At 62.6% G+C, this 21,251-nt stretch carries 21 protein-coding genes; 11 read left to right on the plus strand and 10 right to left on the minus strand.

What is annotated here, in order from left to right:
• Positions 1–43: 43 nt before the first annotated feature.
• The 3 genes from FHR27_RS24335 to FHR27_RS24345 all read left to right on the plus strand — a co-directional run bounded on the left by FHR27_RS24335 (position 44) and on the right by FHR27_RS24345 (position 4,531).
• Positions 44–1,621, plus strand: coding sequence for an aldehyde dehydrogenase (NADP(+)) (locus FHR27_RS24335; RefSeq protein ID WP_179539786.1), 1,578 nt, complete (start codon positions 44–46; stop codon positions 1,619–1,621).
• A gap of 297 nt (positions 1,622–1,918) precedes the next feature.
• Positions 1,919–2,692, plus strand: a complete 774-nt coding sequence (locus FHR27_RS24340) for a ferredoxin--NADP reductase (protein ID WP_179539787.1) — start codon at positions 1,919–1,921, stop codon at positions 2,690–2,692.
• A 282-nt stretch (positions 2,693–2,974) separates the two neighbouring features.
• Positions 2,975–4,531, plus strand: a complete 1,557-nt coding sequence (locus tag FHR27_RS24345) for a TerC family protein (protein ID WP_042556565.1) — start codon at positions 2,975–2,977, stop codon at positions 4,529–4,531.
• A 69-nt stretch (positions 4,532–4,600) separates the two neighbouring features.
• Here the strand turns inward: FHR27_RS24345 and mscL are convergent, their stop codons facing one another.
• Positions 4,601–5,014, minus strand: coding sequence for a large-conductance mechanosensitive channel protein MscL (gene mscL, locus FHR27_RS24350; RefSeq protein ID WP_042556566.1), 414 nt, complete (start codon positions 5,012–5,014; stop codon positions 4,601–4,603).
• Between the two features lie 280 nt (positions 5,015–5,294).
• On the opposite strand from mscL, the gene FHR27_RS24355 reads away from it, so the two are divergent.
• Complete coding sequence (locus FHR27_RS24355) at positions 5,295–5,567, plus strand: DUF465 domain-containing protein (protein WP_042556567.1); 273 nt, start codon at positions 5,295–5,297, stop codon at positions 5,565–5,567.
• Positions 5,568–5,663: 96 nt separating this feature from the next.
• On the opposite strand, the gene FHR27_RS24360 is transcribed toward FHR27_RS24355, so the two are convergent.
• On the minus strand, positions 5,664–6,149 hold the full coding sequence (locus FHR27_RS24360) for a GNAT family N-acetyltransferase (RefSeq protein WP_179539788.1): 486 nt from the start codon (positions 6,147–6,149) through the stop codon (positions 5,664–5,666).
• A 135-nt stretch (positions 6,150–6,284) separates the two neighbouring features.
• Between FHR27_RS24360 and radA the strand changes: the two genes are divergently transcribed.
• On the plus strand, positions 6,285–7,649 hold the full coding sequence (gene radA / locus FHR27_RS24365; protein ID WP_042556569.1) for a DNA repair protein RadA: 1,365 nt from the start codon (positions 6,285–6,287) through the stop codon (positions 7,647–7,649).
• 28 nt (positions 7,650–7,677) lie between these two features.
• On the opposite strand, the gene FHR27_RS24370 is transcribed toward radA, so the two are convergent.
• From FHR27_RS24370 to FHR27_RS24385, 4 genes are all read right to left on the minus strand, one after another.
• Positions 7,678–7,824 (minus strand): hypothetical protein, encoded by a 147-nt coding sequence (locus tag FHR27_RS24370; protein ID WP_156152819.1) that lies wholly within the window; start codon positions 7,822–7,824, stop codon positions 7,678–7,680.
• A 127-nt stretch (positions 7,825–7,951) separates the two neighbouring features.
• Positions 7,952–8,320 (minus strand): PilZ domain-containing protein, encoded by a 369-nt coding sequence (locus FHR27_RS24375; protein ID WP_042556570.1) that lies wholly within the window; start codon positions 8,318–8,320, stop codon positions 7,952–7,954.
• Positions 8,321–8,463: 143 nt separating this feature from the next.
• On the minus strand, positions 8,464–9,090 hold the full coding sequence (locus FHR27_RS24380; protein ID WP_042556571.1) for a response regulator: 627 nt from the start codon (positions 9,088–9,090) through the stop codon (positions 8,464–8,466).
• Complete coding sequence (locus tag FHR27_RS24385) at positions 9,087–10,463, minus strand: cache domain-containing protein (RefSeq protein ID WP_042556572.1); 1,377 nt, start codon at positions 10,461–10,463, stop codon at positions 9,087–9,089. The genes FHR27_RS24380 and FHR27_RS24385 overlap by 4 nt, the downstream gene beginning before the upstream one ends.
• Positions 10,464–10,733: 270 nt before the next feature.
• On the opposite strand from FHR27_RS24385, the gene FHR27_RS24390 reads away from it, so the two are divergent.
• From FHR27_RS24390 to yjiA, 3 genes are all read left to right on the plus strand, one after another.
• Positions 10,734–12,815 (plus strand): carbon starvation CstA family protein, encoded by a 2,082-nt coding sequence (locus FHR27_RS24390; protein WP_042556573.1) that lies wholly within the window; start codon positions 10,734–10,736, stop codon positions 12,813–12,815.
• The gene (locus FHR27_RS24395) at positions 12,805–13,008 is read left to right on the plus strand and encodes a YbdD/YjiX family protein (protein WP_179539789.1); all 204 of its coding nucleotides are present in this window, start codon (positions 12,805–12,807) and stop codon (positions 13,006–13,008) included. Before FHR27_RS24390 ends, FHR27_RS24395 begins: the two co-directional genes overlap by 11 nt.
• Before the next feature lie 80 nt (positions 13,009–13,088).
• Positions 13,089–14,054 carry a GTPase gene (gene yjiA, locus FHR27_RS24400; RefSeq protein ID WP_179539790.1) on the plus strand — a complete coding sequence of 322 codons (966 nt, stop codon included), beginning with the start codon at positions 13,089–13,091 and terminating at the stop codon, positions 14,052–14,054.
• 65 nt (positions 14,055–14,119) lie between these two features.
• Here yjiA and rpoD read toward each other — a convergent pair whose 3' ends face one another.
• From rpoD to rpsU, 3 genes are all read right to left on the minus strand, one after another.
• Positions 14,120–15,967 carry an RNA polymerase sigma factor RpoD gene (gene rpoD, locus FHR27_RS24405; protein ID WP_042556576.1) on the minus strand — a complete coding sequence of 616 codons (1,848 nt, stop codon included), beginning with the start codon at positions 15,965–15,967 and terminating at the stop codon, positions 14,120–14,122.
• A 67-nt stretch (positions 15,968–16,034) separates the two neighbouring features.
• On the minus strand, positions 16,035–18,014 hold the full coding sequence (gene dnaG, locus FHR27_RS24410; RefSeq protein ID WP_179539791.1) for a DNA primase: 1,980 nt from the start codon (positions 18,012–18,014) through the stop codon (positions 16,035–16,037).
• 141 nt (positions 18,015–18,155) lie between these two features.
• Positions 18,156–18,371: a 30S ribosomal protein S21 gene (rpsU, locus tag FHR27_RS24415; RefSeq protein ID WP_003290642.1), complete on the minus strand. Its 216-nt coding sequence runs from the start codon at positions 18,369–18,371 to the stop codon at positions 18,156–18,158.
• A gap of 214 nt (positions 18,372–18,585) precedes the next feature.
• Between rpsU and tsaD the strand changes: the two genes are divergently transcribed.
• Positions 18,586–19,629, plus strand: a complete 1,044-nt coding sequence (gene tsaD, locus FHR27_RS24420; RefSeq protein WP_179539792.1) for a tRNA (adenosine(37)-N6)-threonylcarbamoyltransferase complex transferase subunit TsaD — start codon at positions 18,586–18,588, stop codon at positions 19,627–19,629.
• 47 nt (positions 19,630–19,676) lie between these two features.
• On the opposite strand, the gene plsY is transcribed toward tsaD, so the two are convergent.
• On the minus strand, positions 19,677–20,246 hold the full coding sequence (plsY, locus tag FHR27_RS24425) for a glycerol-3-phosphate 1-O-acyltransferase PlsY (RefSeq protein WP_042556628.1): 570 nt from the start codon (positions 20,244–20,246) through the stop codon (positions 19,677–19,679).
• 74 nt (positions 20,247–20,320) lie between these two features.
• Between plsY and folB the strand changes: the two genes are divergently transcribed.
• Positions 20,321–20,677, plus strand: a complete 357-nt coding sequence (folB, locus tag FHR27_RS24430; protein ID WP_042556579.1) for a dihydroneopterin aldolase — start codon at positions 20,321–20,323, stop codon at positions 20,675–20,677.
• Positions 20,668–21,195, plus strand: a complete 528-nt coding sequence (gene folK / locus FHR27_RS24435; protein ID WP_042556580.1) for a 2-amino-4-hydroxy-6-hydroxymethyldihydropteridine diphosphokinase — start codon at positions 20,668–20,670, stop codon at positions 21,193–21,195. Before folB ends, folK begins: the two co-directional genes overlap by 10 nt.
• Positions 21,196–21,251: the final 56 nt, after the last annotated feature.

Raw genomic sequence — 21,251 nt, forward strand, 5'->3', positions numbered from 1 at the left:
GCCAGTTTTGGTCCCGCTTGGTTCTAACCAGGAGGAATATTTCATGTCCGTCAACGGCCATAACATCATCGGTGGTGCCTACAGCGCCCGCGGCTCCGTGAAACTGCAGAGCGTCGATGCCACCAGCGGTGAAACCTTGCCGTACGAATTCGTCGAGGCCACTGCGCAAGAGGTCGACGCCGCTGCCGAAGCTGCCGCCGCCGCCTACCCGACCTACCGCAGCCTGTCGGCGGGCAAGCGCGCGGATTTTCTCGACGCCATCGCCGACGAGCTGGACGCCCTGGGGGACGATTTCGTCGCCACCGTCTGCCGGGAAACCGCGCTGCCCGCGGGCCGCATTCAGGGCGAGCGCGGCCGTACCAGCGGGCAGATGCGCCTGTTCGCCACAGTGCTGCGCCGTGGTGACTTCTTTGGCGCGCGCATCGACCGCGCATTGCCGGATCGTCAACCGCTGCCACGCCCGGACATTCGCCAGTACCGCATCGGCCTTGGCCCGGTCGCGGTGTTCGGCGCCAGCAACTTCCCGCTGGCTTTCTCCACGGCCGGTGGTGACACCGCTTCGGCACTCGCCGCTGGCTGCCCGGTGGTGTTCAAGGCTCACCCCGGTCACATGGCTACCACGGCGCTGGTTGGCGCGGCGCTGCTGCGTGCTGCCGAGAAAACCGGCATGCCGAAAGGCGTGTTCAACATGATCTACGGGGGCATCGTCGGTGCCGCACTGGTCAAGCATCCCGCCATTCAGGCCGTCGGTTTTACCGGTTCGTTGCGTGGTGGCCGTGCTCTGTGCGACATGGCGGCAGCCCGCCCGCAGCCGATCCCGGTGTTCGCCGAGATGAGCAGCATCAATCCGGTCATCGTGCTGCCCGAGGCCCTCAAAGCGCGTGGCGCGCAAATTGCCGGCGAGCTGGCCGCGTCGGTGGTGCTGGGCGCTGGCCAGTTCTGCACCAACCCGGGCTTGGTGATGGGCATCCGCTCGCCGGCGTTCAGCGCCTTTCTGGAAAGCCTGACCGCCAAGATGGCCGACCAACCGGCGCAGACCCTGCTCAATGCCGGCGGTCTCGAGAGTTACGGCAAAGGCCTGGCGGCGCTCGCCGCACACCCCGGCATCACCCACCTGAGCGGGGCCAGGCAGGAGGGCAGCCAAGCGTGCCCGCAACTGTTCAAGGCCGATGTCGGTCTGCTGCTCGACGGCGACGAACGGCTGCAGGAGGAAGTCTTCGGCCCGACCACCATCGTCGTCGAAGTGGCCGACAAGGCCGAGTTGCTGACCGCCATCAAAGGGCTGCACGGACAGCTGACCGCGACCCTGCTCACCGAGCCGGGCGATCTGCCTGGCAGCGAGGAGCTGTTCGCACTGCTCGAACAGAAAGTCGGCCGCGTGCTGTTCAACGGCTACCCGACCGGCGTGGAAGTCTGCGACTCCATGGTTCACGGCGGCCCGTACCCGGCGACGTCCGATGCCCGTGGTACCTCGGTCGGCACCTTGGCCATCGACCGCTTCCTGCGCCCGGTCTGCTACCAGAACTGCCCGGACGCGCTGCTGCCCGACGCCCTGAAGAACGGCAACCCGCTGGGTATCGCCCGTCTTGTGGATGGCGCAAGCAGCCGCGACGCGCTGTAAGCACCACAGCAATACAGAAGCCGACCTGAGAGTCGGCTTTTTTATGGGCGGTGGATGGGTGTCGTTTGCCCGGCCACTCATGTGGGAGCGCGCCATGCGCGCGAAATCACGGGCATGGCCCGTTCCCACAGACACAGTGGTGTCAGCCGGTAGGGTGGATAACGCGAAGCTTATCCACCAATTACCTCAAAACCGCTGCCCCGCTGATCCCGCTCTGGCGTTGCCCCTGATCTTTGCCGGTGTTTAGCCGCGTGGCTTTGCGCGACACTAGGCGTATGAGTCCCGATGGAGCCGCCGATGAGTAGCGAAGACAAATTCACCCGCCAGACCCTTCTCGACGTACAGACCCTCACGCCCACGCTGTTCACCCTGCGTACCACCCGTGACGCGGGATTTCGTTTCCGCGCCGGGCAGTTCGTCCGCCTCGGTGTGGAAAAGGCCGATGGCACCGTCGTCTGGCGTGCCTACTCGCTGGTCTCGGCGCCCCACGACGAGCATCTGGAGTTCTTTTCCATCGTCGTGCCGGGTGGCGAGTTCACCAGCGAGCTGAGCCGTCTGCGTGCAGGCGACAGCTTGCTGGTGGAGAAGATGGCGACGGGCTACCTGACCCTCGACCGCTTCATCGATGGCCGCGACCTGTGGCTGCTGGGTAGCGGCACCGGTATCGCGCCGTTCCTGTCGATGCTGCAGGATTTCGAAATCTGGGAACGCTTCGAACGCATCGTGCTGGTGTACAGCGCGCGCTCGGTCGCCGAGCTGGCTTACCAGGAGATGATTCAGGGTTTCGCCGAACTCGAGCATCTGGCCGAATACGCCCACAAACTCACCTACCTGCCTGTGGTTACCCGCGAACAGGCGCCGGGTTGCCTGAATGCCCGCATCACCGAACTGCTCGACAGCGGTGAGCTGGAACGTGCCGCTGGTCTGGAACTGGCGCCTGAGCACTCGCGGCTGATGATCTGTGGCAACCCGCAGATGATCGACGATATCCGCCAGCGCCTGAAGGCCCGGGGCCTGAACTTGAGCCTGACCCGGCGCCCCGGACAGGTGGCCGTGGAAAACTACTGGTAAAGCGCCGTTACAAACTCAGCGCTTTCAGTGTGACTCGCGCTCCAGTAGATTGCGTGGTCTGTTTCCCACTATCCGGTCTTCATGGACAGCGACAGTAGACGATCGCCCTCGCCGTTATGGACGAGGGCGGTACTTCCCAAAGGCAGCGCCGCCCGGTGCAAGCCTTCCGCGCAGCCGAACGTTGCGCATTCTTCCCATCAGCCGAGACTTTCCGTGCCTGCCCCGTGCATGCGCGCCGCGTTCGGCTGCCTGCGTTTTTCCCTAGAGAGAGCTACACACTAAATGGAATGGATCGCTGATCCCACGGCCTGGTTGGGCCTGTTGACCCTGATCGTCCTGGAAATCGTTCTGGGCATCGACAACCTGGTGTTCATTGCCATCCTCGCCGACAAGCTGCCGCCCGAGCAGCGTGACCGTGCCCGTCTGATCGGTCTGAGCCTGGCGATGATCATGCGCTTGGGCCTGCTGGCCAGCATCGCGTGGCTGGTCACCTTGACCGAGCCGCTGATCGACGTGTTCGGCAAGACCTTCTCCGGCCGTGACCTGATCATGCTGTTCGGTGGTGTGTTCCTGTTGTTCAAGGCCACCATGGAACTGCATGAACGCCTCGAGGGGCGTACCCATCAGCATGCCGGCAGCAAGGTCTATGCGCGTTTCTGGCCAGTGGTGGCGCAGATCATCGTGCTCGACGCAGTGTTCTCTCTGGACGCGGTCATCACCGCCGTGGGCATGGTCGAGCACCTGCAAGTGATGATGATCGCCGTGGTGATCTCCATGGGCTTGATGATCGTGGCGAGCAAGCCGCTGACCGCGTTCGTCAACGCGCGCCCCACGGTGATCATGCTGTGTCTGGGCTTCCTGATGATGATTGGCTTCAGCCTGACGGCCGAAGGCCTGGGCTTCCACATTCCGAAGGGCTATCTGTACGCGGCCATCGGTTTCTCGATTCTGATCGAGCTGTTCAACCAGGTCGCTCGTTCGCGCCGCAAGCGCAGCCTGCAGGGCCAGCGTGGTCTGCGTGACCGCACGGCGCATGCGGTGATGCGCATGCTGGGCGGCAAGGTGCAGGCTGACGAAGTGGGCGAGGACATCGCCGACATGCTCGAGGGCGAGCAGGGTGAAACCGCACTGTTCGACCGCCGTGAGCGGGTGATGATCAGCGGCGTGCTGAATATGGCGGAGATGTCGATCCAGAAGGTCATGACCGACCGCATGGAAGTCGACCGCATCAACCTGGACGACGCCCCCGAAAAGATCCATCAGGCACTGCTCGACTCGCCGCACTCGCGCCTCGTGGTGACCCGCAACGACTCCCGTGATGAGCCCCTGGGCTACGTCCACAAGAAGGAGCTGTTCAAGGAGTTGCTCAAGGGCCAGCAGCCGGATATCGAGAGCCTGGTGCGTGCGCCGATCAATCTGCCGGACAGCTCCAGTGTGCTCAGTGCGCTGGAGCAGATGCGCCAGGGCTCTACTCACGTGGCTTTCGTGGTCAACGAGTTCGGTGGTTTCGAAGGGCTGCTGACCCTCACCGACATTCTCGAGGCCATTGCCGGTGAACTGCCGGATGCCAGCGAGGTGGATGGCCCGGATGTCGAGGAAGTGGAGGGCGGTTATCGCGTCAACGGTGCGGTCAACCTGGCGGTATTGCGCGATCGACTGGAATTCACCGCGCGCCCGACGGACGACTATCAGACCCTGGCCGGTCTGGCCATGAGCCTGCTCGACCGTCTGCCGCTGATCGGCGACAAGGTCGAGTACCTGGGCTGGGAGCTGACCGTGATCGAGGTCAAGGAGCGCCGGGTCACACGGGTGCTGCTGAAACCCGCAACTGGCGAATAGGCCATGTAAGCTGCCCGCATGAACGACAACGGCGCCCCTGAGGCGCCGTTGTCGTTTGCGGTAATTGGATCAATCCTTGCGCTGTTGATCCTTGAGCAGGTCGCGGATCTCGCCCAGCAGCAGTTCCTGCGGAGTCGGCGCGGGCGGTACCGATGGCGCCACGGCTTCTTCACGCTTGAGGCGATTGATCGCCTTGACGCCCATGAAAATGGCGAAGGCGACGATGACGAAGTCGATGACTGTCTGGATGAACTTGCCATAAGCCAGCACCACGGCGGGTAGTTCGCCTTCGGCGGCCTTCAGGGTGATAGCCAGGTCGGAGAAGTCCACCCCTCCGATCAGCAGGCCCAGCGGCGGCATGATCACGTCGCCGACGAACGACGAGACGATCTTGCCGAAGGCGGCACCAATGATGATACCGACTGCCATGTCGACGACATTGCCTTTGACGGCGAATGCCTTGAATTCGTTGATGATGCCCATTTACAACCCCCATTAGTCTGATTCGTGCAGTGAAGTGTAAATCACTACCGCCCGTCTGCCATACACCGCCTCCAGGCCGCGCGTATCGGTTGTGACCCCTCTGCCGGAAAATTGTCCGAATTGATTACAGGATTTATGCCCCTGGGAGGTTGGCGCAGATGCGTTGCGTGGCGCTCGACAGACGGTGGTCAGGCTGCGTGACTGGGTTGACGGGGATCAACATGCTGCCGCCTGCTGCGGATTACAGTCGCCTCCAACTCGTCCATCAGGAGGCATGGCCATGCACATCGACTATTGCGCGCAGTCAGAAACACAATCGCTGCAACGCCAGCTCAGCAATCCGTCCTATGCGGCGCTGGCCGAGCAGTACGACGATGTGGACCGACGCATCGCACGCATCGAGAACGGTATCGAGCGGCCTGATGGTATGCCGCTTTCGGCGCTCAAGCTGCGGCGCTCCGGTCTGCGCGAGGATCTGGCTCGGCAGGTTGGCAAGGCCGAAAATGGATGCTGCAACTGCGGCAAGCAGTGCGGAACCCGTAAATCGAACTAGCCTGGCGTTGAGCGAAGCGATACCCGGCGCTGTTTTGACCAACTGCGGTGGTAACGCCGGGATTGCTTTGCGGGTATCGCTGCGCTGAGGCGCAGGTTAGGGGTACAACACGAAGCGGCGCAGCCCGGGTTCATCAGGGGCTGGGTCCAGCTCCTTCACATTCTGCGGCAGTTCGCTCAGCACCTGCTTGCAGAAGGCGCTCGCCAGTTCGTCCTGCGCATAACAGCAGGTCAGCCAGGTGCGACCGTCGCTCACCACCTGCTGGAAAACCGCGCGCCCGATGCCCAGGCGGCGGTACCTGCGCAGAACGAACAGGTCGGCGAATTCCATCGTTGCCTCGCCCTGCTGATCGCAAGCCTCAAGCAACAGGAAGCCCGCGATGAAGCCATCCACCAGAATCAGCTGCGCGCTCCAGCCCTCGTCCTGCCAATAGCGCTGCAGGTGCGGTTGATGAACATAGAAGCGCCCGTCGATTTCGACGTCCTCCTGTTCCCAGTCCGAGGACTCGTAGGCGTAGAACTGGTAGAGGTTGTTGATCAGCGGCAGTTGCTCGGCGCTGGCGGGAACGAGTTCGATCGACATGGCAGGTATCTCGCGGGTAAGCGGTGCATTATCGGCGCCCGCGCTGCCTGCTGATAGTCGGCATGCCGAATGTCTGTAAATTTATCCAGTTGTTCGGTATCGTTTCGGGCTTCGCTTTTCAGCAGGACGACTCTCATGGCCAAGGCCAAACGCTTGTATGGCTGCACCGAGTGCGGCGCGACCTTTCCCAAGTGGGCCGGGCAGTGCGGTGAGTGCGGTGCCTGGAATACCTTGACCGAAACCATGATCGAAGCCGGCGCGCCGACGCCCAGCGGTAGGACGGGTTGGGCGGGCGCGCAGGCGCAGCTCAAGACCCTGGCCGAGGTCAGCGTCGAGGAGATGCCACGCTTCACCACCGCTTCGGCAGAGCTCGACCGGGTGCTGGGCGGCGGCCTGGTGGACGGCTCGGTGGTGCTGATCGGCGGTGACCCCGGTATCGGCAAGTCGACCATCCTGCTGCAGACGCTGTGCAATATTGCCCAGCGTTTCCCGGCGCTTTACGTCACCGGCGAGGAATCCCAGCAGCAGGTGGCGATGCGCGCCCGGCGTCTCGGCCTGCCCGAGGACAAGCTCAAGGTGATGACCGAGACGTGCATCGAAAGCATCATCGCCACCGCCCGTCAGGAAAAACCCAAGGTGATGGTGATCGACTCGATCCAGACCATCTTCACCGAGCAATTGCAGTCGGCCCCCGGTGGCGTCGCCCAGGTGCGCGAGAGCGCGGCGCTGCTGGTGCGTTTCGCCAAGCAGAGCGGCACGGCGATCTTCCTGGTCGGCCACGTCACCAAGGAAGGCGCTCTGGCCGGCCCGCGGGTGCTGGAGCACATGGTCGACACCGTGCTGTATTTCGAGGGTGACCCCGATGGCCGCCTGCGTCTGCTGCGTGCGGTGAAGAACCGTTTTGGTGCGATCAACGAGCTGGGCGTGTTCGGCATGACCGACAAGGGCCTCAAGGAAGTTTCCAACCCCTCGGCGATCTTCCTCACCCGTGCCCAGGAAGAGGTCCCCGGCAGCATCGTCATGGCGACCTGGGAAGGCACTCGGCCGATGCTGGTGGAAGTGCAGGCGCTGGTCGATACCAGCCACATGGCCAACCCGCGTCGGGTGACCCTGGGCCTGGACCAGAACCGTCTGGCCATGTTGCTGGCGGTGCTGCATCGCCACGGCGGTATTCCCACCTATGACCAGGACGTGTTTCTCAACGTGGTAGGCGGGGTGAAGGTGCTGGAGACCGCATCTGACCTGGCGCTGATGGCGGCGGTGATATCCAGCCTGCGCAACCGGCCGCTGCCTCATGACCTGCTGGTGTTCGGCGAGGTCGGCCTGTCCGGGGAAATACGCCCGGTGCCGAGCGGTCAGGAGCGCCTCAAGGAAGCGGCCAAGCACGGTTTCAAGCGCGCCATCGTGCCCAAGGGCAATGCCCCGAAGGAGGCACCGGCGGGCTTGCAGGTGGTGGCCGTGACGCGCCTCGAGCAGGCTCTGGACGCGCTCTTCGAGTAAGCGCGTCCTTGCCTGGACGTGGTTTGCCTCAGTGGATCGGGCAGGCTGCGTCGGCCTGCTGGCGACGCTGCAGGCGCTGGCCGATGCGTGCCAGCCAGGCGTTGCGGCGTGCCGGGCGCTGTGCCTGACGTTGCGAAGGGAAGTCGATTGCCTTGGCGATAGGGGCGCTGATCATGACGATGCCTCCGTGGGGAATGTTCCCCTGTTGGGTTCGTCTCTATCCTGCGATCCGGCCCATCGGAGCGCCTTGATCGAGATCAATCATCGCCGCAGCACCTGCGCGACAGGACGCCGCATGGCTTTCAGTCTTCCTCGCAAAGCGCAGCCAGCTCCCGTTCGAGCAGGTGTTCATCACCCAGATTGAGCTCGACCAGACGGCGCAGATGGCTCATGGAGTCGAGGTCGATGTGATGGCACTGAAAGCCCAGTACACGCTCCTCGAGATGCACCAGCTCGACCTGCATCGCTACCTGCAGCTTGTCGTCGAGGGTAACGCGCACCAGATAATCCTCACCGGTGGCGCCATCCCAGTTCCAGGGGCGGCGCACCAGAACGCCCTTGAACGAGATGTCGTGAAGCTCCACTTGCCAGATCCGTTCGCCCTGGACGATTTCCGCGGGGGCATCGAAGGCGATGCGCTGGAAACGTCGGCGTTCGTGGGTGTCGCTCATGTGAGGTGTCCTCTGTTTGTTTTGTCCACTATAGCCAAGCCAGCGCATCGCCGTCGTCAGTCGATGGGGTCACGCTGCTGAAGTGAGTGATGGGTGGCCTATGGATAGGATCGCGCGGGCAGGAAAACATTCGCGATCCATTGTCAGGTCTCCGGTGACCAGCCGTACTCCATGGCGTGCTTGACCAGATCCGCCGGCTTTTCGATATCCAGCTTGCGGCGGATGTTCAGACGATAGGTTTCCACGGTGCGTACGCTGATCTGCAGCTCTCTGGCCATGGCCTTGTTGTTGAGCCCCTGCGCCATCATCAACAGAACCTGCCGTTCGCGGGGCGTGAGTTCGCCTTCTTCGGTTTCCTCCTGCGACAGTTTCTGCGCAACGTCGCCGCTGTAGAAGCGGCCGCCGACCGCAAGCACGTCGATGGCCGAGATGATTTCCTGCGAGGGTGCTTCCTTGAGCACGTAACCCGAGGCACCCATGCGCAGCGAACTGCTGACGTATTCCTGATTGTCGTACATGCTCAGGATCAGCACCTTGATGGACGGGTGGCGCTTTTTGATGATGCCGGTCAGTTCGAGGCCGTTGATGTCCTTGAGGCCGATGTCCATCAGCAGGATATCCGGCTGCTCACGTGCCACCAGTTCCAGTGCCTCGCTGCCGCTGCCGGCTTCACCTACGATGTCGAAGCGCTCGACCATCGAGAGCAGCGTGCGTATGCCGTCGCGGACCAGGACGTGGTCGTCGACGAGAGCGATGCGGATCGTCTTCATGACAGCGGATCCTGGTTGGGGGGCGTGGCTGCGGAGAGTAACAGGGCTACGTCGAGCTTGGTGCCGGATGACGTCGAGGTGACGTTGAAGTCGCCGCCGAAGTGCTCGACCCGCTCGCGGATATTGCGCAGGCCGATACCGCCGCTGTGCTGTTCGGCTTTGCGTGGGCTGAAGCCGCCACCGTCATCGCTGATACGCAGGTTAACCCGGCGGCTGTTACCGGTCAGGCTGATTGCCACGCGGCTGGCGTGGGCATGGCGCTCGATATTGGTCAGGGCTTCCTGAAGGATGCGGAACAGCGCCACGTTCATGTCATCGCTCAGCCGGGTATCGCTCAGGCCGTTGTGATAGCTCACGCTGAGGCCACTGCGCTGCTCGAATTCGCTGGCCAGTTGGCCGATGGCCGAGGCGAGGCCCAGGGTGTCGAGCAGGGATGGGTGCAGGTCGTGGGAAATGCGCCGTACTTCGCCAATCGCGCCTGCCAGGCGCTCGATCCCCTGGCGCAGGGTCTGCGCGGCGCTGGCCTTGCCGGCCTCCAGTTCGTGAGCGGCCAGTTCGAATTTGAATTTGATCGACACCAGCAACTGGCTGATACCGTCATGCAGTTCGCGAGACAGCCTCGAGCGCTCTTCTTCCTGCGACGTGATGATGCGCTGGGTCAGCTGTTGCAACTTGCGGTCGGCGAGGCGGTGCTCGCTGACGTTGAGGGTCAGGCCGCTGGCGAACACCAGCAGTACCGCGATCAGCGCGACGATGGCGATGGCCAGCATGGTGGTACGAATGCCGCTACCCACGTCGTGGCGAACCTGGGCGATGGCGTTATCGACGTCCTCCAGATAGATGCCGGTGCCGAGCATCCAGCCCCAGCGCTCGAGCATGGTCACGTAAGCGAGCTTGTCGGCCATCTGGCCGGTGGACGGCTTCTGCCAGCCGTAGCGCTGAAAGCCGTCGCCCTGGGTCGCGCTACGGATCAACGCCTGGATCACCAGCAGACCGTGGGAGTCGGTCATGTTCCACAGGTCTTTGCCCACCAGAGTGCCTTGGCGAGGGTGCATCAGGCTTTTGCCGTTACGGTCGTAGACGAAGAAGTAACCGTCGCTGCCGAAGTTGATACGTGCCAGCAGGGCGAGTACCTGACGCTTGGTCTCATCGTCGTCGAGGCCGCTGTCGTAAAGCGGCCCGATGGTGCTCAGCGCCATCTCCACGTAGTGCTTGAGCTCGGCCTGCTTGCTGCTGAGGATGCTGTGTTCGATAAGTTGCGCCTGTTGGTTGCCCAGGCGCTGGTTCTGGATCAGCACCAGCAGGCAGACCACCGCCACGGCCAGCAGCATCGGCAGCAGACTGAGCGCGACGATCTTGTGCTTGAGTTGCATCGATTCACTCCGGACGGGAGGTTTGCTGGCAGGGTAGGGCTGGGCGCATTGATCACCCCCGGGGCAGCGGGCCGCCAGAGCATACACAAAACCGGGTCGTGACCGGTTGGCAGGTTCGGTTCTGGCCTACGTAGTTCTACGCAGGGGGCCGTGGGTAGTTTTGCGAATTACTCGAAAGGGGACTTATATGGATAGTTGCGGGGGCTCTGTTGCGGAGCAAAACAATAACAATGAACGTCGCGGACAGACGTCTGCGGCAGGAGAGGTCAAATGACCAGAATGGCTAGCCATATCGCCTGGTTTGCCGTCGCCTTACTGGGCGCCTTCGCGCTAGGTACCGTGGCGCTGAACCGCGGTGAGTCGATCAACGCCCTGTGGATTGTCGTCGCTGCCGTGGCGATCTATCTCGTCGTCTATCGGTACTACAGCCTGTTCATCGCCACCAAGGTGATGCAGCTCGACCCCAGTCGCGCTACCCCCGCCGTACTCAACAACGACGGTCTGGACTACGTCCCCACCAACAAACACATCCTCTTTGGTCACCACTTCGCCGCCATCGCTGGCGCCGGCCCGCTGGTCGGCCCGGTACTCGCCGCGCAGATGGGCTATCTGCCCGGCACCCTGTGGCTGATCGCCGGTGTGGTCCTGGCCGGTGCGGTGCAGGACTTCATGGTGCTGTTCATTTCCACGCGCCGTAACGGCCGCTCCCTGGGTGAGCTGGTACGCGAGGAAATGGGCCAGGTGCCAGGCACCATCGCGTTGTTCGGCGCCTTCATGATCATGATCATCATCCTCGCGGTGCTGTCGCTGATCGTGGTCAAGGCGCTGGCGGAAAGCCCATGGGGCATGTTCACCGTCATGGCGACCATTCCCATCGCCATGTTCATGGGCATTTACATGCGCTATATCCGGCCTGGCCGCATTGGTGAGATCTCCCTGATCGGGGTGATCCTGCTGCTCGGCTCCATCTGGCTGGGTGGCGTGATCGCGGCCGATCCCGTGTGGGGCCCCGCCTTCACCTTCACCGGTGTGCAGATCACCTGGATGCTGATCGGCTACGGCTTCGTCGCCGCGGTATTGCCGGTATGGCTGATCCTGGCGCCACGTGACTACCTGTCGACCTTCCTGAAGATCGGCACCATCATCGCCTTGGCTATCGGCATTCTGGTGGTCATGCCCGAGCTGAAAATGCCGGCGCTGACTCAGTTCACCGACGGCACCGGGCCGGTGTGGAAGGGCACGCTGTTCCCCTTCCTGTTCATCACCATCGCCTGCGGCGCGGTATCCGGCTTCCACGCCCTGATCAGCTCGGGCACCACGCCCAAGCTGCTCGCCAACGAGTCCCATGCCCGTTACATCGGCTATGGCGGCATGCTGATGGAGTCCTTCGTGGCCATCATGGCCATGGTCGCCGCGTCGGTGATCGAGCCGGGCGTGTACTTCGCCATGAACAGCCCTGCCGCGCTGGTCGGCTCGGATGTCCAATCGGTTGCCGCGGCGGTCAGCAGCTGGGGTTTCGTGATCACTCCCGAAGAGCTGGAAGCGGTTGCCCGAGACATCGGTGAAAACACCATTCTGGCCCGCGCCGGTGGTGCGCCGACCCTGGCCGTGGGCATCGCGCAGATTCTTCACAGCGTGCTGCCAGGTGAAAACACCATGGCCTTCTGGTACCACTTCGCGATCCTGTTCGAGGCGCTGTTCATCCTCACCGCGGTCGACGCCGGTACCCGTGCCGGGCGCTTCATGCTGCAGGATCTGCTGGGCAACTTCGTGCCGTCCATGAAGAAGACCGAGTCCTGGTTCGCCAACGTCATCGCCACCGCTGGCTGTGTGGCACTGTGGGGTTGGCTGCTCTATCAGGGCGTGATCGATCCGCTGGGCGGCATCAACACCCTGTGGCCGCTGTTCGGCATCTCCAACCAGATGCTGGCTGGCATCGCGCTGATGCTGGGTACCGTGGTGCTGATCAAGATGAAGCGTCAGCGCTATGTGTGGGTAACGCTGATCCCGGCCACCTGGCTGCTGATCTGCACCACCACCGCAGGGCTGATCAAGCTCCTCGACCCGAACCCCGCTGTCGGTTTCCTGGCTCTGGCCAAGAAGTATCAGGCGGCGGTGGATGCCGGTCAGATCCTCGCTCCGGCCAAGGACCTCGGCCAGATGCAGCACGTGATCCTCAACGCTTACACCAACGCTACCCTGACCGTGCTGTTCCTGTTCGTGGTGGTCAGTGTGCTGTTCTATGCCGTCAAGGTCGGTCGTGCCGCCTGGCAAAAGGATTCGCGCAGCGACAATGAGGCGCCTTATCAGGCCATTCCTGCCGACGCACCGGAGGTCGCCCGTGTTCAATGATCTCAGCCGCATGGGCAAGTACCTCGGTCAGGCCGCGCGGATGCTGGTGGGGATGCCCGACTACGACACCTATGTCGAGCACATGGCCAAGAAGCATCCGGAAAAGCCGGTGATGAGCTACGAAGCCTTCTTCCGCGAGCGCCAGGAAGCGCGTTATGGTGGCGGCAAGGGGCGGCCTATCCGCTGCTGTTGATCTCTCCGGGCTAACCGCCTGGTTCAAGAACCACACGCCACGCCTAGTCGTGGCGTGTGTCATTCAGAGGAACGTGTTTTATGTCCTTTTCCCCCATTCCGGTCACCGTGCTCAGCGGCTTTCTCGGGGCTGGCAAGACCACCCTGTTGCGTTATGTGCTGAAGGCCGAGCATGGCCTGAAAATCGCGGTCATCGAAAACGAATTCAGTGAAGTACCGATCGACAGCCAGTTGCTTGGCAGCGAGCCGGTGCAGGTGATGACTCTGGCCAATGGCTGCGTATGCTGTTCCATCCACGTGGAGCTAGAGAAGGCGTTGTTCCTGCTGCTGGAGAAGCTCGACAGCGGCGAGCTGGCATTCGATCGTCTGGTGATCGAATGCACCGGCCTCGCCGACCCGGCGCCGGTAGCGCAGACCTTCTTCGCGACGGAGGAGTTGTGCGAGCGTTACGTGCTGGACGGCATCATCACCCTGGTGGATGCCGCCAACGCCGAGCGCCACCTGCAGGAAACCATCGCCCAGGCTCAGGTCGGTTTCGCTGACCGCATTCTGTTGAGCAAGACCGATCTGGTCGACGAAACCAGCCGTGAAGCCTTGATCGCGCGCTTGCAGCGCATCAACCGACGGGCGCCTATCCGGGTGGTCGAGCACGGCCGTATCGACCTGGGCGAGCTACTCGATGTGCGTGGTTTCAACCTCAACGCCGATATCGCACCGAGCCTGCGCCCGGTTGCACCTGGCAAGAACAGCGACCGTATCTCCACGCTGGTGCTCACCAGCGATACGCCACTGGATCTGGATCGGCTTTCCGGCTTCATGGAAGAGCTGTTGGAGGAGCACGGCAATTCACTGTTGCGCTACAAGGGCGTGCTGAGCATTGCCGGGGAGGACCGTCGCATGGTGTTCCAGGGCGTGCTGCGGCTCTATGGGTTCGATTGGGACAGCGGGTGGGGGGCTGACGAGAAGCGTGAGAGCGTGATCGTCTTCATCGGCGACAACCTGCCTGAAGAGGCGATTCGCCAGGGCTTCGCCGCGCTGAGCGCCTAGTTTTCCCAGGCATAAAAAATGCCGGGCAGCTCGCGCTGTCCGGCATTTTTCATTCCCGTGAACCGTTACTCGTCGAGGAACGAGCGCAGGTGTTCGCTACGGGTCGGGTGACGCAGCTTGCGCAGCGCCTTGGCTTCGATCTGGCGAATACGCTCGCGGGTAACGTCGAACTGTTTGCCCACTTCCTCGAGGGTGTGGTCAGTGTTCATGTCGATACCGAAGCGCATGCGCAGTACCTTGGCTTCACGTGCAGTGAGGCCAGCCAGGACTTCGCGGGTGGCTTCCTTGAGGCTTTCCACGGTCGCCACGTCGATCGGCGATTGCATGGTGGAGTCCTCGATGAAGTCGCCCAGGTGCGAATCTTCGTCGTCGCCGATCGGGGTTTCCATGGAGATCGGCTCTTTGGCGATCTTCAATACCTTGCGGATCTTGTCCTCGGGCATTTCCATGCGCTCACCCAGCTCTTCCGGAGTAGGCTCGCGGCCCATTTCCTGAAGCATCTGACGGGAGATGCGGTTGAGCTTGTTGATCGTCTCGATCATGTGCACCGGAATACGGATGGTGCGGGCCTGGTCGGCGATCGAGCGAGTGATCGCCTGACGGATCCACCAGGTGGCATAGGTCGAGAACTTGTAGCCACGACGGTATTCGAACTTGTCCACCGCCTTCATCAAGCCGATGTTGCCTTCCTGGATCAGATCGAGGAATTGCAGGCCACGGTTGGTGTACTTCTTGGCGATCGAGATCACCAGGCGCAGGTTGGCTTCGACCATCTCTTTCTTCGCGCGGCGGGCTTTCGCCTCACCGATCGACATGCGACGGTTGATGTCCTTGATCTCGGCCAGGGTCAGGTCGCTTTCGGTCTGCAGGGCGATCAGCTTCTGCTGGCAGCGCTGAATGTCTGCCTGCAGGTTGCCGATGGCTTCCGCATACTTGGACTTGCCCTTGGCCAGGCTCGCGGCCCAGTCCAGATCCACTTCGTTGCCCGGGAACAGGCGCAGGAAGTCGGCGCGCGGCATACGTGCATCACGTACGCACAGCTGCATGATGGCGCGTTCCTGGCCACGCAGACGATCCAGCGCTTCACGCACGCGCACTACCAGTGCGTCGTACTGCTTGGGCACCAGTTTGATCGGCATGAACAGCTCGGCCAGCGCCTTGAGTTCGGCGATGGCCTGCTTGCTGCTGCGGCCATGCTTCTTCAGCGCTTTCTTGGCGATTTCCAGCTGGTCGGAGACTGCCGTGAAGCGGCGCAGAGCCTCTTCCGGATCAGGGCCGCCGTCGCCTTCTTCTTCCTCGTCGTCGCTGTCGCCGTCTTCTTCTTCATCGTCCTTTTCTTCGGCTGCATCGCCGGCCGCAGCGGGCACGGGGGCCGCAGCTTCAGCAGGAACGATGCCGTCGTCCGGGTCGATGTAGCCACTGAGCACTTCGACCAGACGGCCGCCCTCGGTGGTGACGCGAGTGTACTCGGCGAGAATGCTGTCGACGGTACCCGGGAAGTGAGCCACTGCGCCCATTACTTCACGGATGCCTTCTTCAATGCGCTTGGCGATTTCGATTTCGCCTTCACGGGTCAGCAGTTCCACGGTACCCATTTCACGCATGTACATGCGCACTGGGTCCGTGGTGCGACCGATATCGGTTTCAACCGCAGCCAACGCAGCAGCCGCTTCTTCAGCGGCAGCTTCGTCGGTGTCGGCATCGGCCAGCATCAGGGCGTCTGCATCCGGAGCACTCTCGTGTACCGGGATCCCCATGTCATTGATCATGCGGATGATGTCTTCCACCTGCTCAGGATCTGAAATATCCTCGGGCAGGTGGTCGTTGACCTCTGCGTAAGTCAGATACTTCTGCTCACGACCCAGGGTGATCAACTCTTTGATACGAGATTGCTGTTGCGCTTTTCCGGACATAACACCCTATCCACTGAAGGTCTTGGCGGGCTGAAAACAAGCCGAGGATTATACCTCAGCTCGGCGCTCAGGCGCCAGTTGGGGTCTTGCTGGGCGAGGTGAGGTTGCTGTAATGCTCTCGCAGCAGCGCCTTTTCCTCGTCGGTGAGTTCGCTCGGGCTTTTCTGCATGATGCTGCGCAGAGCGGTTTCGCGCCGTCTTAGCGACTGGCTATGGACAAGTGTAGTTATGGTGTCGAAAAACTGCCGTTCAAGGTTGTCCTGATCGATTAACCATTCTTTTTCTGCCAGTACCTTGAGCAGGCGGCCCTGTTCGGTGCCGTGCCAGCGGGCGATCAGTTGCAGCGAACGCAGGGCCGGCTGCTTTTGCAGGGTGCCCACCAGTGCTACCAGTAACTGGGCGTAAGTGTCGCCTTCGGCAGCGAAATTGCTGACATCGTCGACCCTTTGTGCCAGTTCCGGGTGGTGCAGCAAGCTGCGCAAGGCGCTCAGGTGGGGTGACTCGACGCTCACCGCCGTGCGTGGCGGGTGATAGTCGTCGCGGCCTTTCTTGTTCCACTTGCCGCCGTCCTTTTTCCATTCGCCCTTGCCCTGTTTTCTGGCGGGGCGCTCGAAAGCCTGTACCGGTTGCTGCTCCTCGTAACTCGGTGCCGCGTCGTAGTAAGCGCTATCGGGGATGGCTTCGAACGGCGGCGCGTGGTGATCGCTGCTCTGCTGGGCGGGAGCATGTGCCTGGCGGGCTGGCGGCGCCGACATCTGGCTCAGGGTGTCGGTATCGAGGCCGGTGATCTGGGTCAGGCGTTGGCGCATCAGGGCGCGCAGGGTATTGCCGGGGATCTTTTCGATCAGCGGCGCGGCCAGGGTCACCAGGTGCGCCTTGCCCTCCAGAGAGCGGGGGTCCGCCTCTTCGCTCAACTGCTGAAAGAAGTAGTCCGCCAGTGGCTGGGCATGTTGATGGATGCGTGCGCGGAAAGCGTCGGTGCCTTCGCTGCGCACCAGAGTGTCCGGGTCTTCGCCTTCAGGCAGGAACAGGAAGCGTGCGCGGCGGCCATCCTGCAGGTTCGGCAGGGCGGCCTCCAGTGCGCGCCAGGCGGCGTTGCGGCCGGCCTGGTCGCCATCGAAACAGAACAAGACGCTGGGCACCAGGCGAAACAGGCGCTTGAGGTGTTCCTCGCTGGTCGCCGTGCCCAAGGTCGCCACGGCATTGCGCAGGCCTTGCTGGGCGAGGGCGATGACGTCCATGTAGCCCTCGACCACCATGATCTCGTCGAGATTGCGGTTGTGCTTGCGCGCCTCGTACAGGCCATAGAGCTCCTGGCCTTTGTGGAACACCGGAGTTTCCGGCGAGTTAAGGTACTTGGGTTTGTCGTCGCCCAGTACCCGGCCACCAAAGGCGATGACGCGGCCGCGGCTGTCGTGGATGGGGAAGATCACTCGATCACGGAAGCGGTCGTAGCGTTTGCCGCTGTCGGGATTCTCCACCAGCAGGCCGGCATCGATCATCGCCTTGTGCTGCAGGCTGTCGCCGGCCAGGTGTTTGAGCAGGTTGTCCCAGCCGGGTGGTGCGAAGCCAAGGCCGAAGTCCCGGGCGATCTCGCCGGACAGCCCACGACCTTTCAGGTAGTCGACCGCGGCGCGGCGCTGCGGGTGGCTCTTCAGTGCCTGGCGATAGAAGTCCGCGGCGGCCTTGAGCAACGCATAGAGTGGCGAGTCGCTCGGTTGGCGCGGCTTGCCGCCGCGTCCGCCGTCTTCGCGTGGGACGTCCATGCCAGCACGTTTGGCCAGTTCCTCTACCGCCTGGGGGAACTCCATCTGGTCGTGATCCATCACGAAGCCCAGGGCGTTGCCACCGGCGCCGCAGCCGAAGCAGTAATAGAACTGCTTGTCGGGGCTGACGGTGAAGGACGGGGACTTTTCCTTGTGGAACGGGCAGCAGGCGCTGTAGTTCTTGCCGGTCTTCTTCAACTGGATGCGCGAACTCACCACATCGACGATGTCGGTGCGGTTGAGCAAATCATCGATGAAGGATTGCGGGATCAGTCCGGCCATAGGTGCTCAATAGTGCCGCAATGCGCGGGGAAACGGCAGCGGCAAAAACGCAAAAACTCCGATCATTCGCCAGGAGGCGAAGCGGAGTCTTTGACGATAATGCCTGGCGTGGGCCAGGCATAGAACGTTGCTTGTACGGTATTAGTACAGGCGAACGCTGCGGCGCTGTTCGCGCTGCACTTTCTTGGCGTGACGCTTAACAGCGGCAGCTGCTTTGCGCTTACGCTCGGCGGTCGGCTTCTCGTAGAATTCGCGGCTACGAACTTCGGCCAGAACACCGGCTTTTTCGCAGGAGCGCTTGAAACGACGCAGAGCTACGTCGAAGGGTTCGTTCTCTTTAACTTTGACGGCTGGCATCCAGAGCTACCTTCTTTATTACCGGAGGTTTGTGTCTTCCGGCAACGGCACGGAAAGATCACAGGTTTTTAAGGGTTGCGGATGTTACCGCCTCGTCAACCGGAATGCAAAGCCTCTGATCGAAAAGCACTGGTCTGTGCCACTTGGCGACGATTATTATGCCGGCCTTTCACGCCCGGCGGGCTGCCGGTCTGTCTAACCTCAAGGCGAAACCATGCTTGTTCTGGGATTGGAAACTTCGTGCGACGAGACGGGTGTCGCGCTCTACGACAGCGAGCGCGGCCTGCTGGCCGATGCACTGTTCAGTCAGATCGACCTGCACCGTGCATACGGCGGTGTGGTGCCCGAGCTGGCCTCGCGTGACCACGTCAAACGCATGCTGCCGCTGATCCGCCAGGTTCTGGAGGAGGCCGGCTGCGTGGCTACCGACATCGACGCCATCGCCTACACCGCTGGGCCGGGCCTGGTCGGCGCCTTGCTGGTCGGCGCCTCCTGCGCCCAGGCCCTGGCGTTCGCCTGGGATATCCCGGCCATCGGCGTGCACCATATGGAAGGCCATCTGCTGGCACCCATGCTCGAGCCGACTCCACCGGCTTTTCCGTTCGTCGCCTTGTTGGTATCGGGTGGGCACACCCAACTGGTTCGGGTCGATGGAATCGGCGAATACCAGTTGCTCGGCGAGTCGCTGGACGATGCTGCCGGCGAAGCGTTCGACAAGACCGCCAAGCTGATGGGCCTGCGTTATCCCGGCGGCCCGGAAATCGCCCGGCTCGCCGAGCGTGGCACGCCAGGGCGCTTCGTGTTTCCGCGGCCGATGACCGATCGTCCTGGCCTGGATTTCAGCTTCAGCGGTCTGAAGACCTTCACCCTCAATACCTGGCAGCAATGCGGCGCCAATGGCGACGACAGCGAGCAGACCCGTTGCGACGTGGCCCTGGCATTCCAGCAGGCGGTGGTCGAGACGCTGACCATCAAATGTCGCCGGGCGCTCAAGCAGACCGGCCTCAACAGCCTGGTGATAGCCGGCGGCGTAAGCGCCAACCAGGCGCTGCGCGTGTCGCTGGAGGACATGCTGGCAGCGCTGAAGGGCAAGGTCTTCTACGCCCGTCCGGCATTCTGTACCGACAACGGCGCGATGATCGCCTACGCCGGTTGCCAGCGCCTGCTGGCCGGGCAGCATCAGGACCTGGCGATCAGCGTACAGGCACGCTGGCCGATGGAAGATCTGCCTGGCTGCGAGCCTCGTGCAGGGCATTGAACGAGAGCGGGATGTTTGCTCTTAGTTTGAAGCGTGCAACTGCCTGGTCAGAAATGCCGCTCACGGCCGGCCCACAGATCGCGTAGATTGCTGCGGTGGCGCCAGACGATCAGCCCGCTGAGCACGCACATCGGCAGCAGCGCAGCCGGCTGTTGCCAGGCGAGCAGGGGCAGGGTCAGCGGCGCCGCGGTCAGTGCGGCGAGGGAGCTGGTACGGGTCAGGGTGAAGGTCAGCAGCCAGGTACAGAGCGCCAGCAGCGCCGCAGGCGGATACAGGCCGAGCAGCATGCCCGCTGCGGTGGCGACGCCCTTGCCGCCGCGAAAACGGAAGTAGACCGGGTAAAGGTGCCCGATCACGGCCGCCAGCCCCAGCCAGGCCTGCTGTTGCAGGTCGAATCCAAGGTGGGCGGCAAGCACGACCGGCAGCAAACCTTTGAACAGATCGCCAATCAGCGTGAGAATGGCCAGGCGCTTGCCCGCTACCCTGAGCATGTTGGTGGCGCCGGGATTACCCGAACCACTGGCGCGCGGGTCCGCCAGGCCGGTCATGCGGCTGAGCAGGATAGCGAAGGACAGCGAGCCGAGCAGGTAGGCGAGGATCGCCAGCAACCAAAACATGGTATCCATTCCGCGCCGGGGGATGCCCGATTCTAACGAGGTACGGCGAGCTTGTCGTGCCGTGGAGAGCATGCTTGGACACAGTGTTTATCGCGGGTCTGGAAGTCGATACCGTCATCGGTGCCTACGACTGGGAACGCACCATCCGCCAATGCCTGCAGTTGGATCTGTGGCTGGGCTGGGACAACCGTCCGGCGGCCGAGGATGATGATTTGACCAAGGCGCTGGATTACGCCTCGGTGTCCACGCGTATTCAGGCGTTCGCCAGCGAATCGCAGTTCATCCTCGTGGAAACCTTCGCCGAGCGACTGGTCGAGCTGCTGATGAATGAATTCGGCATCCCCTGGGTGCGTTTGCGCCTGACCAAGCCGGGCGCAGTGCCTGCTGCCCGTGGCGGTGTTGGCGTGGAGATCGAGCGCGGATGTCGCTAACCCCGATACTGCTGGGCCTGGGCAGCAACATCCAGCGCGAGGAACATCTGCGCGCCGGCCTTGATGCGCTGGCCGAGATCGTTACCGACATGCGCTGTTCGCCGGTCTTCGAAAGCCTGGCGGTGGGCATCAAGAGCGGCCCGTTCTTCAATCTGGTGATTGCCGGGCAGACCACCTTGCCGCTGCTCGAGCTGGATCGCCGGCTGAAATTCATCGAAGCCGACAATGGCCGTTACGCCCCGGATCGCAAGGGCTTGCCGCTGGATATCGACGTGCTGATGTACGACGCCCTGGTCGGCAGCTTCGATGGTCTGGTGCTGCCCCGTGCGGAAATCCTCAAGAACGCTTTCGTGCTCAGGCCACTGGCCCTGCTGGTACCGGACGTCGAGCATCCGGGCGTCGGGCGCAGCTTCGCCCAGTTGTGGCGCGAGGCGCGGATCGAGCAGCAACTGTGGCCGGTGTCCTTTCAGTGGCGAGGCAGCGAGCTGACGCCTGCCGAGTTGCTGCCATCGCCCTGAGAACCTGTTCATGATCTTTGGAAGCAGTTTTCCAACCATTCCAAAGCGATAACGAC

Source organism: Pseudomonas flavescens, assembly GCF_013408425.1.
Taxonomy (GTDB): Bacteria; Pseudomonadota; Gammaproteobacteria; order Pseudomonadales; family Pseudomonadaceae; genus Aquipseudomonas; species Aquipseudomonas fulva_A.

Coding starts and splice junctions, on each gene's coding strand:
- FHR27_RS24335 (WP_179539786.1), top strand. CDS start 44: ATGTCCGTCAACGGCCATAACATCATCGGTGGTGCCTACAGCGCCCGC.
- FHR27_RS24340 (WP_179539787.1), top strand. CDS start 1,919: ATGAGTAGCGAAGACAAATTCACCCGCCAGACCCTTCTCGACGTACAG.
- FHR27_RS24345 (WP_042556565.1), top strand. CDS start 2,975: ATGGAATGGATCGCTGATCCCACGGCCTGGTTGGGCCTGTTGACCCTG.
- mscL (WP_042556566.1), bottom strand. CDS start 5,014: ATGGGCATCATCAACGAATTCAAGGCATTCGCCGTCAAAGGCAATGTC.
- FHR27_RS24355 (WP_042556567.1), top strand. CDS start 5,295: ATGCACATCGACTATTGCGCGCAGTCAGAAACACAATCGCTGCAACGC.
- FHR27_RS24360 (WP_179539788.1), bottom strand. CDS start 6,149: ATGTCGATCGAACTCGTTCCCGCCAGCGCCGAGCAACTGCCGCTGATC.
- radA (WP_042556569.1), top strand. CDS start 6,285: ATGGCCAAGGCCAAACGCTTGTATGGCTGCACCGAGTGCGGCGCGACC.
- FHR27_RS24370 (WP_156152819.1), bottom strand. CDS start 7,824: ATGATCAGCGCCCCTATCGCCAAGGCAATCGACTTCCCTTCGCAACGT.
- FHR27_RS24375 (WP_042556570.1), bottom strand. CDS start 8,320: ATGAGCGACACCCACGAACGCCGACGTTTCCAGCGCATCGCCTTCGAT.
- FHR27_RS24380 (WP_042556571.1), bottom strand. CDS start 9,090: ATGAAGACGATCCGCATCGCTCTCGTCGACGACCACGTCCTGGTCCGC.
- FHR27_RS24385 (WP_042556572.1), bottom strand. CDS start 10,463: ATGCAACTCAAGCACAAGATCGTCGCGCTCAGTCTGCTGCCGATGCTG.
- FHR27_RS24390 (WP_042556573.1), top strand. CDS start 10,734: ATGACCAGAATGGCTAGCCATATCGCCTGGTTTGCCGTCGCCTTACTG.
- yjiA (WP_179539790.1), top strand. CDS start 13,089: ATGTCCTTTTCCCCCATTCCGGTCACCGTGCTCAGCGGCTTTCTCGGG.
- rpoD (WP_042556576.1), bottom strand. CDS start 15,967: ATGTCCGGAAAAGCGCAACAGCAATCTCGTATCAAAGAGTTGATCACC.
- dnaG (WP_179539791.1), bottom strand. CDS start 18,014: ATGGCCGGACTGATCCCGCAATCCTTCATCGATGATTTGCTCAACCGC.
- rpsU (WP_003290642.1), bottom strand. CDS start 18,371: ATGCCAGCCGTCAAAGTTAAAGAGAACGAACCCTTCGACGTAGCTCTG.
- tsaD (WP_179539792.1), top strand. CDS start 18,586: ATGCTTGTTCTGGGATTGGAAACTTCGTGCGACGAGACGGGTGTCGCG.
- plsY (WP_042556628.1), bottom strand. CDS start 20,246: ATGTTTTGGTTGCTGGCGATCCTCGCCTACCTGCTCGGCTCGCTGTCC.
- folK (WP_042556580.1), top strand. CDS start 20,668: ATGTCGCTAACCCCGATACTGCTGGGCCTGGGCAGCAACATCCAGCGC.